General features: G+C 65.8%; 13 protein-coding genes. 8 read left to right on the top strand and 5 right to left on the bottom strand.

Annotated elements, in window-relative coordinates; genetic code table 11:
* Positions 1–4 precede the first annotated feature (4 nt).
* The 4 genes from AC56LG_RS23445 (at position 5) to AC56LG_RS23430 (ending at position 4,211) form a co-directional block, all read left to right on the top strand.
* The gene (locus AC56LG_RS23445) at positions 5–1,180 is read left to right on the top strand and encodes an acyl-CoA dehydrogenase (protein ID WP_497168444.1); all 1,176 of its coding nucleotides are present in this window, start codon (positions 5–7) and stop codon (positions 1,178–1,180) included.
* Between the two features lie 127 nt (positions 1,181–1,307).
* Positions 1,308–2,063 (top strand): DUF2076 domain-containing protein, encoded by a 756-nt coding sequence (locus AC56LG_RS23440; RefSeq protein ID WP_497168443.1) that lies wholly within the window; start codon positions 1,308–1,310, stop codon positions 2,061–2,063.
* Positions 2,064–2,166: 103 nt separating this feature from the next.
* Positions 2,167–3,507 carry an MBL fold metallo-hydrolase gene (locus tag AC56LG_RS23435; protein ID WP_497168442.1) on the top strand — a complete coding sequence of 447 codons (1,341 nt, stop codon included), beginning with the start codon at positions 2,167–2,169 and terminating at the stop codon, positions 3,505–3,507.
* Positions 3,504–4,211 (top strand): hypothetical protein, encoded by a 708-nt coding sequence (locus AC56LG_RS23430; protein ID WP_497168441.1) that lies wholly within the window; start codon positions 3,504–3,506, stop codon positions 4,209–4,211. Before AC56LG_RS23435 ends, AC56LG_RS23430 begins: the two co-directional genes overlap by 4 nt.
* Positions 4,212–4,253: 42 nt before the next feature.
* On the opposite strand, the gene AC56LG_RS23425 is transcribed toward AC56LG_RS23430, so the two are convergent.
* Both AC56LG_RS23425 and AC56LG_RS23420 read right to left on the bottom strand, forming a co-directional pair.
* Positions 4,254–5,471: a YeeE/YedE family protein gene (locus tag AC56LG_RS23425; protein WP_497168440.1), complete on the bottom strand. Its 1,218-nt coding sequence runs from the start codon at positions 5,469–5,471 to the stop codon at positions 4,254–4,256.
* 173 nt (positions 5,472–5,644) lie between these two features.
* Positions 5,645–6,142 carry a DUF4188 domain-containing protein gene (locus tag AC56LG_RS23420; protein WP_497168439.1) on the bottom strand — a complete coding sequence of 166 codons (498 nt, stop codon included), beginning with the start codon at positions 6,140–6,142 and terminating at the stop codon, positions 5,645–5,647.
* Positions 6,143–6,542: 400 nt separating this feature from the next.
* On the opposite strand from AC56LG_RS23420, the gene AC56LG_RS23415 reads away from it, so the two are divergent.
* Together AC56LG_RS23415 and AC56LG_RS23410 are read left to right on the top strand one after the other, a co-directional pair.
* Entirely contained in the window at positions 6,543–8,648 is a 2,106-nt protein-coding gene (locus AC56LG_RS23415; protein ID WP_497168438.1) for a TonB-dependent receptor, read from the top strand.
* Between the two features lie 49 nt (positions 8,649–8,697).
* Positions 8,698–8,874 carry a hypothetical protein gene (locus tag AC56LG_RS23410; RefSeq protein WP_497168437.1) on the top strand — a complete coding sequence of 59 codons (177 nt, stop codon included), beginning with the start codon at positions 8,698–8,700 and terminating at the stop codon, positions 8,872–8,874.
* A 118-nt stretch (positions 8,875–8,992) separates the two neighbouring features.
* Here the strand turns inward: AC56LG_RS23410 and AC56LG_RS23405 are convergent, their stop codons facing one another.
* Both AC56LG_RS23405 and AC56LG_RS23400 read right to left on the bottom strand, forming a co-directional pair.
* The gene (locus AC56LG_RS23405; protein WP_497168436.1) at positions 8,993–11,167 is read right to left on the bottom strand and encodes a TonB-dependent siderophore receptor; all 2,175 of its coding nucleotides are present in this window, start codon (positions 11,165–11,167) and stop codon (positions 8,993–8,995) included.
* Positions 11,168–11,222: 55 nt separating this feature from the next.
* Entirely contained in the window at positions 11,223–13,091 is a 1,869-nt protein-coding gene (locus AC56LG_RS23400; protein ID WP_497168435.1) for a M14 family metallopeptidase, read from the bottom strand.
* A 541-nt stretch (positions 13,092–13,632) separates the two neighbouring features.
* Between AC56LG_RS23400 and AC56LG_RS23395 the strand changes: the two genes are divergently transcribed.
* Both AC56LG_RS23395 and AC56LG_RS23390 read left to right on the top strand, forming a co-directional pair.
* On the top strand, positions 13,633–15,735 hold the full coding sequence (locus AC56LG_RS23395) for a TonB-dependent receptor domain-containing protein (protein WP_497168434.1): 2,103 nt from the start codon (positions 13,633–13,635) through the stop codon (positions 15,733–15,735).
* Complete coding sequence (locus AC56LG_RS23390) at positions 15,735–16,130, top strand: MerC domain-containing protein (protein WP_497168433.1); 396 nt, start codon at positions 15,735–15,737, stop codon at positions 16,128–16,130. The genes AC56LG_RS23395 and AC56LG_RS23390 overlap by 1 nt, the downstream gene beginning before the upstream one ends.
* On the opposite strand, the gene AC56LG_RS23385 is transcribed toward AC56LG_RS23390, so the two are convergent.
* Positions 16,127–16,495 carry a Fur family transcriptional regulator gene (locus tag AC56LG_RS23385; protein WP_497168432.1) on the bottom strand — a complete coding sequence of 123 codons (369 nt, stop codon included), beginning with the start codon at positions 16,493–16,495 and terminating at the stop codon, positions 16,127–16,129. The two genes, AC56LG_RS23390 and AC56LG_RS23385, sit on opposite strands and share 4 nt — an antisense overlap.
* Positions 16,496–16,813: the final 318 nt, after the last annotated feature.

Here is a 16,813-nt window from a genome sequence, read left to right as displayed (position 1 = left end):
CATCATGACCAAAACCGCATTCCACTGGGACGATCCGCTTCTGCTCAACAGCCAGCTAACCGACGATGAACGCATGATCCGCGACGCCGCCAATTCCTACTGCCAGGACAAGCTGCAGCCGCGCATCCTCGAAGCTTTCCGTCATGAGCAGATGGACACGAGCATCTTCCGCGAGATGGGCGAACTCGGCCTGCTCGGTCCGACCATCCCCGAACAATACGGCGGCCCCGGCCTGAACTACGTCGCCTATGGCCTGATCGCACGCGAAATCGAACGCGTCGACTCCGGCTACCGCTCGATGGCCAGCGTCCAGTCGTCCCTCGTCATGGTGCCGATCTACGAGTTCGGCAACGAAGAAACCAGGCAGAAGTACCTGCCCAAGCTCGCCACCGGCGAGTACATCGGCTGCTTCGGCCTGACCGAACCGAACCACGGCTCCGACCCCGGTTCGATGGTCACGCGTGCGCGCAAGGTCGAGGGCGGTTACTCGCTCACCGGCTCGAAGATGTGGATTACCAATTCGCCGGTGGCCGACGTGTTCGTGGTCTGGGCGAAAGACGATGAAGGCGCGATCCGCGGCTTCGTGCTCGAGAAAGACTGGAAGGGGCTGACGGCGCCGGCGATCCACGGCAAGTTCGGCCTGCGCGCTTCCGTGACCGGCGAAATCGTGATGGACAACGTATTCTGCCCGGAAGAAAACGCCTTCCCCGACGTGCGCGGCCTGAAGGGCCCGTTCACCTGCCTGAATTCGGCCCGCTACGGCATCGCCTGGGGCGCGCTCGGCGCTGCCGAAGCCTGCTGGCAGACCGCGCGCCAGTACACGATGGACCGCCACCAGTTCGGCAAACCGCTGGCGGCGAACCAGCTGGTGCAAAAGAAACTGGCCGACATGCAGACCGAAATCACCCTCGGCCTGCAAGGCTGCCTGCGCCTGGGCCGCATGAAGGACGAGGGCACCGCGGCGGTGGAAATCACCTCGATGATGAAGCGTAACTCGTGCGGCAAGGCGCTCGACGTGGCGCGCGTCGCCCGTGACATGCTGGGCGGGAATGGCATTTCGGACGAGTTCGGCATCATCCGCCACATGGTCAACCTGGAGGTCGTGAACACGTATGAAGGGACGCACGACATCCACGCGCTGATCCTGGGCCGGGCGCAGACCGGTATCGCGGCGTTTTAAAAGACGGCGACGCGTTTTTTAGGGGGTGGGCGCCCCGTGCCCCACCCTACGAACCCTGCGCTCGCGTTTCTTGAAACCCTCCACAATGGTGCCATATCGACCATTCAAGCAACGTGGAGGATGACCCATGAGTCCGCAAGATACCCAGCTGTTGGAAAATTTCCTGAACCAGCTCATCCAGGCGCGCGGCCTGCCCAAGGATCCCGAGGCTGATGCCATGATCCAGAAGGCCGTCTCTTACCAGCCCGACGCCGCCTACCTGCTGGTGCAACGCGCGCTGCTGCAACAGCAGGCGCTCGACAATGCCAAGGCCGAGATCGCGAATCTGCAGCGCCAGTTGCAAGGCAACGGGCAAGGCGGCGGTTTCCTCGACCCGAATGCCTGGGGCAACAGCAGCGGCCAGCGCCAGCCGACGCAAGCCTATGACAGCCGCCTGGTGCCGCAGGCGCATCCGCAACACGTCGAACAGCCGTACCAGCCTCCGTACCAGCAACCTTCGCTCTCGAGCCGCGCGAGTAACTTCTTCCGCGGCGGCATGGGTGGCGGAATGGGCGGCGGCGGCATGGGCGGCGCCCTGGGCAGCATCGCCTCGACCGCGGCCGGCGTCGCGGCCGGCGCCTTCCTGTTCCAGGGACTGGGCCACCTGCTGGGCCAGCACAACCACGACGGCAACGGCTTCCTCGGCAACAACGACAGCTTCTCCTCACTGACCTCGCCGCCCGACGATGTCAACAACAGCGGCGCGGACGAACAGTCGAGCAGCCTGCTAGGTGACAACAGTTCCGACGGCGGCAATTCCATGCTCGACGACCTGGGCATGGGCAGCGACAACTTCGCCGGCGATAACTACGACGGCGGCGCGGACGACAGCTCGTTCAGTTAAACGCATCACGGCCAGACTGCGTTGCCAACCCCGCCGTGTTAACATGGCAGGCTGCGGGAGGGCATGCGCCCTCTCCTGTTGCCACTCTCTTTTCGCAGAATGTATGCCGCTTCACATCTCCCGGATCCTCCACGCCGGCTACGTCTTCGAATGCGAAGGCACGCGGATCGCGTTTGACACGATCTTCGAAAATCCCTTCAGCCGCAACTGCCACGCCTTCCCGCCGGTGCGTTTCGACCACGACAAGATCCGCCGGCTGCGCTTCGACGCCGTCTTCATCTCGCACTTCCACGACGACCACTGCTCGCTCGAGAGCCTCGACCTGCTCGATCGCGCGACGCCGATCCACATCTACTGCCTGTTCGACGAGTTGTTCGACATGGTGCGCGCGCTCGGCTTCGTCAACGTCCATGCGCTGGCGATCGATGCGCCGGTGCGGGTCGGCCCGTTGACGGTCACGCCGCGCATCGCCATGGACCCGGACGTCGACTCGATGTTCCAGGTCGAGGCGGCCGGGCTGAAGGTGCTGAACGTGGTCGACTCGTGGATCGATCCGGACACGCTGCCGGCGCTCGCCGCGCACGGTCCGTGGGACATGGTGCTCTGGCCCTTCCAGACCATGCGCGAGATCGAGGTGCTGTCGCCTTCACGCGCGACGCCGGCGCCGGCGACGCTGCCGGAAGAATGGATCGACCAGCTGCAGGCCCTGAACCCGCGCTACGTCGTGCCGAGCTCCTGCCAGTTCCTGCAGGAAGACTGGTCCTGGTACAACCGCAGCTTCTTCCCGATCAGCTACCGCCAGTTCGCAGAGGAGATCGGCGCGGCGCTGCCGGATGCGCGCGTGCTGCGCCTGGACCCGTCGGTGTCGGTGCGGCTCGACCGCGATGGCTTGACGCCGGCCGCGCCGCTGGACTGGGTGCTGCCGACGGGCGCACAGGACGTGGATTACGAATACGATCCGCGAGCGGTACCGCCGCCCACCGGCGAGATCGCGCGCCACTTCCCGGCCCTGAACGACGAACAGGCCGCCCACGTGGACGCATACTGCCGCAGCGGCCTGCTCGCCAGATACCGCGCCATGGAACTTCCCGAGGACAGCTACTTCGAACAGCCACGCTTGTGGCGTCTCTCGGTCTTCGACCATGAGGGCGCGGCGACGCAGTACCACTACCGCGTGCAGGGCGACAACATCGAGCCCGCCGCTGCCGGACCCTTGTCCTGGACCACCGAGATCCCGGCCGCCAAGCTGTACGCGGCGCTGGCGCTGGGCGAATCGCTCACCTCGATGTACATGCGCATCAACGGCATGCGTTTCGACGACGCCACCGAGGCCGACCTCGCCGACAGCGAACTGGTCGACGACCCCTTGATCCGCTGCCTCTTCAACGACGCCTTTGGCGCCTATCAGGCCGCGCAGCTGCGCCGGCTGAAAGATTTGGAATGACCATCACCATCCTGCCCTACCGCGCCACCCTCGAACAAGCCTGCGACTGGCTGGAAGCGCAAACCGGATCGCCCTGGGCCCTGGCGCGCCTGATCGAACACGGCGTCACGCCCTATGTCTGGCTCGATTACGACGCCGCCTGGCCGGACCTGTTCGGCGACGCCAACGGCGGCTATGCCGCGCCGATCTTCTACGAGGGCGACACTGCGCGCCTGGCGGCCGGTAGCGAGGACGTGCTGATCACGATGACGAAGGACGCCTACAAGATCGTCACGCGCCTGCCCGCGCCCGGCTTCCGGCGCGAACTGCACGAGCTGCGCTTCCTGAAGAAGGAACTGGAAAAGCTGGTCAAGACCCTGAAACGCGCGGCCGAGCCACCGCCGGCGCCGAAAGCGGCGGCCGAGACCACGGCGGGCATCTACAAGGAACAGGCAGTTGCCGCCTTTGGTGGTCTCGCAAAACTCGACCTCGACAAGGCGCTGACGGGCGGCGGCGGCATTTTCGGCGACGACGGCGCCCGCATCAAGGCCAGCACGAAAAAGGCGAAGTCGAAGATCGTCTGGAACCCGGTGGTGCTGGCGCTCGGCCTGCACGACGTGTATGGCGTGCCGCTGCGCGGCCTGAAGCGTGCATTCCAGGCGCATGATTTCCTCGACCCCTGGCACGACGAATGGGAGCGCAGCCTGCGCTTGCTCGGACATTGACCTGACCCCAGTCTTGCAGTCTTGCGGTCTTGCCGCGCAAACTCAGCAGCCGCTCTGTTTGACGCGTTCGACTTCCAGCCCGAAGAACGGGCGCAAACGCGTACCGATCACATTGCCGGCGAACGCGAACACCAGCCACAGCCAGCCGTGCAGGCTGCCCGAGACGATGCCGCTGAAGTAGGCGCCGATGTTGCAGCCATAGGCCAGGCGCGCGCCATAGCCGAGCAGCAGGCCGCCGACCACCGCCGCGACGAACGAGCGCAGCGGCAGGCGCCACACCGGCGCATAACGGCCGGCCAGCGCCGCCGCCAGCATCGCGCCGAGCACGATGCCGATGTCCATCACCGTGGTCACGTCCTGCGACAGCGGCGCGGCCAGCGCCGCGGCGTTGGCTTTGGTCGACCAGTAGGCCCAGCTGGCGACGTCGATGCCCATCGCCGACGCCGCCTTGGCGCCCCACAGCGCAAAGGCCGAGGTCACGCCCCACGGCCGGCCCGCCAGCGCGAGCGTGGCGAAGTTCAGCACGACCAGCGCCAGCGCGCCGGCCACCAGCGGCCACGGGCCATGCAGCCAGGGCAAGCGGTCCGCCTTGCGCAGGGTCGGATCGACCAGGCGGCCATGGCGGCGCTTTTCGACGACGACGGTGATGCCCGCGATCGCGGCGAACACGATCCAGTTCAACGCCAGCGCCGGCGCCAGGCCGAGCGACTTGACGAGCGAGATCGGCGCCAGCTGCGGCAGCGAGGTCCAGTACGGCATGTGGGCGGTGGCGATCACCGAGCCGGCAACGAACGCGATCAGCGTGACGATCATGCGCGTGCTGCCGCCGCCGACCGTGTACAGCGTGCCGGACGCGCAGCCGCCGCCCAGCTGCATGCCGATGCCGAAGATGAATGCGCCGACCACCACCGAGGTGCCGGCGGGCGACACCAGGCCGGCGACCGGATTACCGAACAGCGACCCGTTGGCCAGCGCCGGAAAGAACAGCGCCACGCCGACGGCCAGCATCAGCATCTGCGCGCGCAGGCCGGCGCCGCGGCCGTCGGCGATGAAGACGCGCCAGGCCGAGGTGAAGCCGAAGGCGGCGTGGTACAGGGCCAGGCCGAGCAGCGCGCCGATGACGAACAGCGCGGCCTGCTTCGGGCCGACATTCGCCGTCAGGTACCAGGCGCCGAGGGCGACCAGGACCAGCGACACACCGAGCGGCGTCGGGTTGATCTCGGCGCGCGGCCGAGCGATCGAAGATGCGGTATTGGACATGGCGGAAGCGAGAAAATAAACAGCGAAGCCGACTATTTTCGCGCATTTTGCGCGTTCTTGCAGAGCGCGCGCGGTTTTGCGTAGGGCGATTGCGGAGTGAGCGAGGGCCGCAATCCTGGGCTGAAGCCAGGGATTACCATCCCGCTCAGCTACCCGAGAAACCAGCCTGCCGGTCAATGCGCCTGGCCGTGCTGGTCGTCCGGGCCATCGCGTCCTGACCGCCCCGCCGCCGATTGCCTGCGCCCGCTCGCCGCTTCCAGCTTGCCGGCACGGCCCAGGCCGAACGACGGCATGTTGACGTACACGCTCTCGTACGCGCCGGCTTTCACCGCAAAGGTTTCGTGCCAGATCCCGACCGAACCGTCGGTGCCGATCGCCTGGTTGAACGCCTTCCATGCCGGCAGATGGGCCGCCTCCTTGTCGGTCGCGTAGGCCATCAGCTGCTCCATCGAACGCCAGTACTGGATGACGACGGGCGTGCGCGAGAACCACATCTCGGCGTGCAGCAGGCCGAGTTCGGGCTGGCGCCGCAGTTCGCCGATCATGCGCGGCATGGCGGAGGCGACCGGCCACCACTTGTGTACCTTCCAGGGCTGGTTCAGGCGCATGCCGATCAGGAACACCACGAAATCCCCGTCGATCGTCGCCGTGAGGCGTTCATGGTGAATCATGATGTGGCTCCGTGATTGAACAGATCAAAAGACCGCTACCTGCAATGTACGGCATCGGTGGTGAGCTGCTCAAGCAAAACCAGCGGACAGCTGTTACCAGGAGTACCCGGCGTGCAGGTAGAAGTAGCGCGTGGTGCTTGCAGCTCATGGGTTCTTCGCGCTGTTCTCCTGGATTACGGCCGGCAGACGCTGAAAATCCACAATGGGTGGCCCGGCATCGGACTCACGCCAGGTGCTTCAATAACGCCAACTATTATGCAATAATGAGAAATCATTATCATCCGTGCATGGACAGGCGCCGGCATTGCGCATGACGCGGGCGCGGGCAAAAATCGCCGCCCTGCAGGTGCGGTGATACACCCTCTTTTCTCGAAGCCACCCACACCCTGGAGTAGACATCTTGCCATCCACCGCCCTCAGCAACCCGTGCGCCCCCGTCCTGAGGACGATTCCGCACGCCGCCCTGCTCACCTGCGCGCTCGCCGGCCATGCCATGGCGCAGGAAGGCCCCGCCCCGCTCGACATGCAAGCCCAGGTCGTGGAAGTCACAGGCCGCCGCAGCGAGGACACGCGCCTGTCCCCAGGAACCGGCGCCGGGTCCCTGCCCGGCAGCGTCACCACGGTCACCTCGGAGGACATCGCCACGCTCGACATCGGGCGCGACATCTCGAACGTGTTTCGCCGCGTACCGGGCGTCGTGGCCCACAATATCGACCAGGGCGATACCGGAAACGGCTTCCGCATGCGCGGCTTCGCGACCCAGGGCACCCATGGCGCCGACACGGCGATCTACATCGACGGCGTTCCGCAAAATATTCCGTCCAGCCAGGGCGGCGCGGGCCACGGCCCGGCCTTCCTCGAGTGGATGACCGGCGACATGATCGACACGGTCGACGTGGTCAAGGGTCCGGTCTCGGCCCTGTTCGGGGACCAGAACCGCGCCGGCTCGGTCGCCATCACGACGCGCGAGGGCGGCGCCGCCACGCCGTCGAGCGCAGCGCTCACGCTGGAAAGCTACGGCGGGCGGCGCGGATCGCTGGTGCTATCGACCGAACACGGCGCCGTACGCTCGCTGCTGGTGGCCGACCGCTACCGCATGGGTGGCTTCCGCCACGGCAGCAGCAACGACCGCAGCAACCTTTTCTGGAAACTGTCCACGACGATCGGCGACGGGATCTACAGCCTGCGTGCGAGTTACTACGAGTCGGATTTCGCCGGCGCCGGCTACCTGTCACTGCCGGCGATGGAGGCGGGCCTCGACCCGCACGCGACCATGTACGGGTTGCCGGGCTTCGGCGACGCCCGGCGCAAGACCGTCGTGTTCAATCGCCGCCCCGTATCCGGCGAAGCCGGCTGGTTCGCCACAGCCTATGCCGAGGACTTCGAGCGTAGCCGCGCGATCCAGACCAGCACGACCCAGCATACCTACGGCTACGACGACCGCGCGATCGCGGGTGCGCGGGCCGGCCAGTCATGGACCTTCGGCGACACCGCCATCCTGACGGCGGGCGCCGAACTGCGCTCGGACAAGGGCGATGCGTTGCGCCGGCAGTACCGCAATTTCCAGCCGACGGCCAATTACATCAACAACCAGGACCTGGACCTGCTGACCTACGGCGTCTTCCTCCAGGCCCAGTACCGTGTGCTTCCGGACCTGAAACTGCATGGCGGCATGCGCTACGACCGCTTCGACTACGAACTGGTCAACCGCAAGCTGCCCGCCGCCTCGACTCCCTACGACGGCAAGGCGGCGACGCCCAAGTACGGCGCCATCTGGAGCGTGCGCCCGGACCTCGAACTCTACGCCAACGTCGCGCAGGGTTTCCGTTCACCCGCAGCCGAGCAGATCAGCTCGAGCGGCAGCCTCGGGCCGCTGGGCGCGGCCGGCGGCCGGATCAATGCGAACATCGATCCGAGCCGCGTGCGCTCCCACGACCTCGGGTTCAACCTGCGCGCCTTCGACGGCCTCGACCTGTCGGGCGCCGTGTATTACATCCAGAACGACGACGAGATCATCAATACGGCGCCCGACGTCTTCGTGGCCTCGGGCCAAACCACGCGCAAGGGCTTCGAGCTCGACCTGCGTTACCAGCCCGCCAGGGCGTTCAGCACCTACCTGAGCTACGGGCGCATCCTGCGCGCCCGGCTGGACAATCCGGCACCGGGCGCGGGCGCCCTGCTGTCGGTGCCGGCCCATACGTGGAAAGCCGGCGTCCAGTACCGCGGCGCCTACGGGCCGGGCAGGCTCACCCTCAACGGCGACGTCTACGTCACCGCGCGCAACCCCTATTACATGGGCACACCCCTGGTGCAGCGCGACATGCCGACCTATGTCCGTTACGACCTGAAGGCGAGCTACGACATCGGCCGCTTCCAGGGCTCGCTGTTCGCAGCGCTTCAGCCGCACAGGTTTGCCAGCGACATCGCTTACGGAACAGCGGCCGGATTGCTCGTGTCCACCGTACCGCAGGCGACGGGCGGGGCTTCGCTGCGCTACTTCTTCTGACGGCGGATCCTTGTCTTCGGCCGATCCGCGCACTGGACGACGGGCACCCATGGCCCCGCTGCCGCCGGTTCTGGAGCAGCAGGCGGACGCGCTCCTGGGCGGCACCGGCGCACGCCGCTCGGGACCGCGCAGGCGCGTGCTGATGTACCTGCTCGAACAGGGCCGTGGGGCCGAGCTCCTCGTCAACGGCACCTGCGCGTGCCGCAGGAGCAAGGCCAGGGCATGACAGCGCCCGAGCGGTCGGTCATGAAATGTCGACCGCGTCGATTGCCCCAACTTCGTCAGGTGGCCGGGCGGATTCGACGCGGGACTGAAGAAGCAAGCGGCGGCTCCGCGGGAAAAGCCTAGAACTTGTAATGCAGGTTGAGCGTCGCCGTCCGCTCGGCGCCGGGGTTGACCCAGACCTGGCTGTACGCGCTGGCGTAATACGTCTTGTCGAACAGGTTGTCGATGTTCAGCGAAATACGAACCCGCTGGTTCGGCGCGTACGAGGAGATCAGCCTGGCCGTGGTGTAGGACGGCAGGGTGAAGCTGCTCGATGCCGCGACATTGCCGAAGCGCTCGCCGACGTAGTTGAGGCCCCCGCCCAGGGTGGCCACGCCCTCGCCCAGGGCGAAGCGGCGCGTGAGGATCAGGTTCGCACTCTGCCGCGGCACGTTGGGGAAGCGGCTGCCGGTCACGATGGTATTGTCGCCCTTGGTGACGGTGGCATCGGTGTAGGCGTAGGCTGCCGACAGGCGCAGGTTGGCCACGATCTCGCCCGACACGTCGAGTTCCACGCCCTTGCTGCCCACCTCGCCCGCCGAGATCGCATAGTCGGTGTTGACGGGATTGGTCGTCAGCACATTGGTCTTGTCGATCTTGTACAGCGCCAGCGTGCTGCTCATCCTGCCGCTCGCGCTGTCGTACTTTGCGCCGACTTCATAGGAACGGCTGCTTTCGGCGGGGAATGCGGTGTTTTCCAGACTGATGCCGCTGTTGGGCCGGAAGCCGCGCGCGGCATTGGCATACAGGGCCAGGCCGGGCATCGGCTGGTACACCATGCCCACACGCGGACTCGTTTCCGACAGCGACTGCGTATTCGACAAGGCGGTGCGCCGGTTTTCGACCGTCTGGTCGTAGCTGTCATGGCGCAGGCCGAGCAGCGCCTTCCAGTGTGCCGACAGGTCGATCTGGTCCTGCACGTACAGGCCGCGCGCACTCTGCCTTTCCCGGGTCGAGGTCGACAGCGCGAGCGGATCGGCCACGCCGCCGTAGACCGGATCGAAGACGTCGATGAGGTAGCCGTTCGTCGCCGTCGGATTGCGGCGCAGGAGGATGCGCGCGTCGTTGAAGCGGTAGTAGTCCGCCCCGGCCAGCACGTGATGGACCACCGGCCCCGTACGCAGCTTGCCCACGATTTCGACCCGGCCCGAGGCGTCGGTGGCCGCCCAGTCGCGATGGCGATGCTGGCGGCGCGCCGTGCGGCCGTCGGCCAGGATATTGTTGACTTCGCTGGAGAACCCGCGCAGCGAACTGTCGCGATAGGACAGCCCCGTCTGCAGCGACCAGTCCTGGCTGAATTCATGGCGCAGGAACAGCTGCTGGCCTACCGACTTGACCGTGATCTTGCCGTCCCCCGGCTCGCCGAGGAAGCGCGTGCGCGGCACCACGCCGAGCACGCCGTCGATGGCCGGGATGCCGCGGTCGAACGGTGTCTTCTTCTCGGACGCTTCGATTTCGTAGGACAGCGTGGTGGCGTCGCCGATCAGCCAGATGAACGACGGCGAAACCAGGGTACGCTCGCTGGTGATGACATCGCGGAAGCTGTCGCCTTTTTCGTAGGCCGCGTTCAGGCGGTAAGCCAGGTTGTCGCTCAGCGGACCGGTCAGGTCGACGGCGCCGCGATAGGTGTGGTAGCTGCCCACCGACAGGTCCGCCGAATAGCCGGGCGTGAAGCGTGGCTTCTTGCTGACGATGTTGACCGTGCCACCCGGTTCGCCTCGCCCGTACAGCGCCGAGGCCGGCCCCTTGAGCACCTCTATGCTGTCGGTATTGGCGTTGTCGCGCATGCCGTTGTACCCGCGGCTGGAACTGAAACCGTTGACCAGGTAATCGGAGCCGAAATTCGGGTCGCCGGTAAATCCGCGCATCGCATAACTGTCCCATAAGCCACCCAGGTTGCTCTGGCGCGCCACGCCGCTGGTCAGGTCGAGCGCCCCTGCGAGGGTTCGCACGCCCGCGTCCGCGAGCAGGTCGGAAGTCAGGACCCGTACGCTTTGCGGCAGGTCGATCAGCAACGCGTCCGTCTTGGTGGCGCCGGTCGCCGACAGGCTGCGGTAGTTCTGGCGTTTGCCTTCGACCCGGACCGTGGCCTGCGCCGGCGGCTGCGTCTGCGCACTATCGGGCGTCGTCGCCGCGCCGCCGTCGACCGTCGGCGCGGCGACCTGTGTGCTGTCCTGCGCGCGGCTGTCGGCAGCATAGGGCAAGGTGGCGAGCAGCACGGCGAGCGTGATCCCGCTGGGTACTGGCATGGTCATGGTCATTCCTGAGATGGATAGCGAAAAATCGGATACGGGGTCTTTCCCGCCGAGCTCAATCGCGCTCGACAAGCACTGGATAGGTCCAGCGGGAACGTTCGAAATAAGGTGAACGGGCAAACACCCAGGACAAGCGCGCCTGCGGGTCCGCGGCCAGCGCGGCGTCGGTTGCCAGCGCCGTGTCGAACTGCGTGCGCAAGGCGGCGTCATTGGCCAGCAGCTTGTCGGCCAGCGGCGCCAGCAGGTGACGCGGGAGCGCCGTTTCCGCAGCCAGCGCCTGGGCAAACTGTCCATGGGCGAAGAACGAATCGTCGCTCTCGGGTTCGAGCAGTGCCGCAGCCAGGAGGTGGAACGGCTGGCCGGCCGGAATGCGCACGGCGCCGGCGGGAAGCGTCACGGCGACACGGGAGCGCAGCAGCTTGCCGTCGGGTTTTCCCGATGCCGCCTGCGCCGCTTCCAGCGTCATGGTACGGGCCTGTTCCAGGACCTCCATCCGGATGCCATGGGCGCGCAGCGACGCAATCATCTGCTGGTGTTGCGGCATGATCCACCACGCGCGCGGGATGGCCACTTCCCTGGTCGAGGTGACACCGAAGACCGGTAATTTCATGTCCTCGGCCTGCCCGGTCCAGAGCAGTTCGCGCGTTCCCGATGCGGGCGAAGGATACGACTCGTAGCGGTAGCCCTTGAAGTTCTTCGTGTAGGAGGGAATGCTGTCGCGTTCCCATTTCACCATCAGCGTACGCGGGCGCGCCGTCCGGTCCGAGGACTTCGCGCGTGCGATCCGCTCCTGTGCGCGGCCCACGGTCGCCAGGGATTGCTCGAGCAGTACGTAGGTGCCAAGCACCCGTTGCCGGTAAGGCTTCATCCTGTGGTTTTCCACCAGCACCGTCGGAATGCCGGTGAAGTCGCCGTAGCCGGTCGAATAGCGCGGGGCTTCGGCACTGATGCGCAAGCCCTGCCAGGGCGCGTTCTCGTTGATCCAGCTGGGATACACATCCGGGATATGCCCCGCTGCCGCAAGCGCGCGATTCACGTCGGTACTGTACTCGCCCATCAGCCAGCGCGCAGTTGCCGGCGAACGCGCGTACGTGCCCCATCCTGCGAAGGTATAGGTCACGTCGTACTGGTAGTCAGGCCCGTCGCTCACGTGGACGTCGATGTAAAGCGCCGGGTCGAACTGCTGCAGCAGGCGCACGACGGCCGCGATTTCCGGCGACTGGAGGCGGGCATAGTCGCGGTTCAAATCCAGGCCCTGGGCATTGGTACGGGCGCCCTTGCGGCCGGGACCGCGCTGACCCGGCCGTCCCAGCTCGGCGGCATGTTCATGGCCGTCCGCGTTCAGGACCGGGACGAATACCAGGTCGACATGGTCGAGCAGGTCGGCGCGGCCACGAAACGCGATGTCGCGCAACAGCATCAAACCCGCATCCTTGCCGTCGATTTCTCCCGCGTGGATTCCGCCCTGGACGACGACGACCGGCCTGCCCGCCCCCGGCTTCTTTGCGAGCACGTAATACAGATCGCGCCCCTGATAGCTCTTGCCGAATGCATGCAGCGAAATCAGGTCCGACGCCGCGTCGATGGAACGAAGGAACGCGATCGTCTCGGCATAACCGGGCGAATCGGCAAAGCCGGCTCGTTCTGCCGGCGTGATCCAGCGGTCGTTCGCCGCAGCGATGTGTTTTTCGCTGCCGCCTTGCCAGGAGGACGCGGGAGGCAGGACGTCTGCCGGTGCGCCGGCCACGGCGCTTCCGATTGCGAACAGGAGAGCCGATACGGTGGCCGGTCGTGCGATTACCTTGAACAAATTTAATCCTTCATCAGTGACGAGATGGTGAGGGGCCGCGGCAAAGCCGATATGCGCGACGACAGCGGCGCGGGCGATATGCCCGCCAACCGGGCAAAGCGGCGCCGGAACCACGCACGGGCGTCCTTGCGTTAACGATAATGAGATATCATTATAGAGAAGGAGCGAGTTGTTGGCAATTGATCAAACGCTCGGCATGGTCGATCGGCGTCGCGTGTCCAGCCTGCCTGTCTCCAGCCTGCCTATCTTTTCTTGCGCCTGCCGGCCGCACGCCCCGTGGCTCGCCTGCCCTGCGCTCCCCGCCGCTTCCGGAACCGGCGCGATGCGATTGCGACGAGCAGGAAGATGGCGATGTAGGCGCATGCGCTCCACCCGATTGCCGCCATCTGCGCGTCGGATAGCGTGTGGCGATGGTGGTGTTGGTGAGGCTGCTCGTCATGCCCAGCGTCGTGGATCGGGGTGGGCATCGCCACGACCGCTTTTGTGCCAGATTCCATTGCTCCTCGCGTATCGACCACGTTTCGATGAACAAAAAGCATACCTGTTTCTTGAGGAATGAGTGAGAATAACTTATCATTACCATCTAGCCATGCCATTCACGCACCGGCATCAACCAATCTTTCGTTCACTCGCACCCAAAAAAGGAAGCTGTTCCATGCACCTACTTCCCTACCAACGCAGCCGCCTCGCCGTGGCAATTCTGTGCGCCTTCGCCGCGCCGCTGGCGTGCGCCCAGACCGCCTCGACGCGCACCCAGTCCGATCCGGACAGCGTGCCGACCGTGTTCATTTCGGCCAGCGCGCTCGGCCTGGTGAGCGACGACATGATCACGCCAGTGACCTCGCTCGCGGGTGGCGAGCTTGTGCGGGCACGCGAATCCACGCTGGGCGAAACGCTGGCCAACCAGCCGGGCATCACGTCGAGCCATTTCGGCGCCGGCGCCAGCCGCCCGGTCATTCGCGGCATGGACGGACCGCGCGTGAAGATCCTGTCGGATGGTTCGGAAGTGCAGGATGCCTCGACCATCAGCCCCGATCATGCCGTGGCCTTCGAGCCGGTGCTGGCCGAGCGCATCGAGGTGCTGCGCGGTCCATCGGCGCTCGCCTATGGCGGCGGCGCGGTGGGCGGGGTCGTGAATATCCTGGACCGCAAGATTCCGACCCAGATGCCGTCGAAGTCGATCGAAGGCAGCGCCGAGTTGCGCGCCAATTCGGTGGCGCGCGAAAAGACCGGCGCTTTTGAAGTCACCGGTGGATCCGGCAACATCGCAGTGCATGCGGAAGGCGTCAAGCGCGACGCCGGCGAATACCGTGTCGGCAAAGGCTGGGACGAGGGCAGGCGCGTGCATGGCAGCTACAAGGACACCGAAACCGGTACGGTCGGCCTGTCCTGGATCGGCGAGCGCGGCTACCTGGGCGCAGCCTACACCAAGGAACGCACCGAATACGGCATTCCCGGCCATAACCACGAGTTCGAGAGTTGCCATCCGCACGGCACCGAGCTGCACTGCGGCGGCCATGGCCACGAAGGCGAGGACGAAGAAGGGCACGACCACGAGCACGAACATGAGCACGGCGCCGAGGAAGTGCCCGTCGTAAAGCTCGACAGCAGCCGTTGGGACGTGCGCGGCGAGTATCGCAATCCGGTCGCCGGCATCACCAGGGCGCGCCTGCGTGCATCCTTCACCGACTACCGTCACGACGAACTGGAAGAAGGCGCCATCGCGACCAGCTTCATGAACAAGGCGCACGATGCACGCCTCGAGTTCGAGCATGCGCCGCTGGGTGGCTGGCGCGGTGTCTTCGGCATGCAGACCACGCGCCGCGATTTCACGACCGAGGGCGAAGAAGCCTACGTGCCGCCGACGGTCACCAAGCGCCATGCCGCGTTCATCACTGAAGAATACAAGCTCGACAACTGGCGCTTCGAAGCGGCCGCCCGCCACGAATGGCAGGACATCAAGGTCGACAATGCGCGTTTCACCAACGCACGCGACTCCGACGCTCGCGGCACCTCGGTGGCGCTGGGCGCGGTCTGGAAATTCCAGCCCCAGTACTCGCTGCGCGCGGGCGCTTCGCGCACCCACCGCCTTGCGACCGCCGAAGAGCTGTACGCCGACGGCGTGCACCTGGCCACCGCGACCTACGAGATCGGCAACCAGAACCTGGACAAGGAGACCTCCAGCAATGTCGACCTGACCCTGCGCAAGTTCGAAGGCGATACCACCTTCTCGCTGAGCGCCTTCCACAACCGGGTCGGCAACTACATCTACGCCCACACGCTGGACGAACACGAAGGCTTCCAGCTGGTGGAATATGCGCAGCGTGACGCCACCTTCACCGGCCTCGAAGGCGAAGTGCGGCACAAGTTCTCGAACGTCATCGAAGGCACCCTGTTCGGCGACTACGTCCGCGCACGCTTCGACGACGCCGAAGGCAGCCGCAACATCCCGCGCATTCCGGCGAGCCGCATCGGCGCGCGCGTCAATGCCCATTGGAACGCCTGGCACGGCATGGTCGAGGCATACCGCGTCGGCACCCAGGACAAGGTTGCGGAATTCGAGAACCGGACCGCAGGGTATAACGTGCTCAACATCGGCACCCACTACACGACGCGCATCGGCGGCGTTCCCGCGCAGATCTACGCCCGGATCAACAACCTCACGGACGAGCTGGCGTTCAGCCACACCTCCTTCATCAAGGAAGCCGCCCCCCTCCCGGGCCGCAACCTGACGGCGGGCGTGCGTTTCCTCTTCTGATGAAGAAGCTGGTCAGGTTTGCCGACTACGCCGGCATGGCGGCGTCGGCCCTGTGTCTGGTGCACTGCCTGGCAATGCCGCTGCTGCTGGCGGCATTTCCCCTGCTGGGCCTGGGCAGCGACCATCACGCCCTGCACGATGCGCTGTTGGTGGCTGCGACCGTACCGGTTTTGCTGGCGCTGGCACCGGGTTATCTGCGCCACCGGGACCCCATCGCGCCGGCGCTCGGCATCGCCGGGCTGGCGCTGTTCCTGGCGGCGGTCTTGGTCATCGGACCGCGTGCCGGCCATGGCGCCGAGACGGCGGCGGCCGTCGTCAGCAGCCTGCTGCTATTGTCCGCCCACGTACGCAACCATCGCCACTGCGGGCAGTGCGCAGCGAACGGAGGCCACTAGCGGCAGTCTCCGCACAGGCCGTAGAGCGTCAGTTCATGCGACTCCAGCACGAAGCCTTTCGGGGCCAGCTTGCGCATGTCGCCGGGACAGGCATCGACTTCGTACATGCGGTCGCACAGCCGGCAATGGAAATGATGGTGGTGGCCATGGCCGGCGATCTCGTAGCGGTCGCCACCGCCGGGCAGGGACACGGCCGTGATCTCTCCGGACTCGAGCATCGATTTGATATTGCGATAGATCGTCGCCATGCCGATACCGGGCACGACACCTTGTGCCTGCTCGAGAATTTCCTGTGGGCCCAGGGGCCGACCAGCGTCGGCGATGCACTGCTGGATCGCCCTGCGCTGGCGTGTGTTTCGTTCCATATGTCTGATCTGGATGTGTGAGCTGGCTGCCCAGCGTAGCGAACCCGGCACCGAACCGGCGATGTCGACGGGGGGCGGCAACCGTGCCCGCTTCGTAAAACGCCTATTGTAGTACCTTGTCCCGCCTCCGGCCGGATTACCCCCATGTGGCGACGGCGCGCATCGGTTCAAGTGCAAGGACCAGGCAGCTGGGTCTTGCGGCCGCTATCGATAACGATATATCATTATCTAGCAGAAAAAATTCCTTGTGCCGATCGTTCATCTGCCCGTCGGTACTGCGCACTACATGACCGGACCCCGAAGGCCCGGTCGCCCCAA

It is taken from the genome of Telluria sp. ZB2R32 (genome assembly GCF_059685715.1).
The sequence above is the reverse complement of the archived record's forward strand: the minus strand, read 5'-3'. Positions and strand labels throughout refer to the sequence as shown.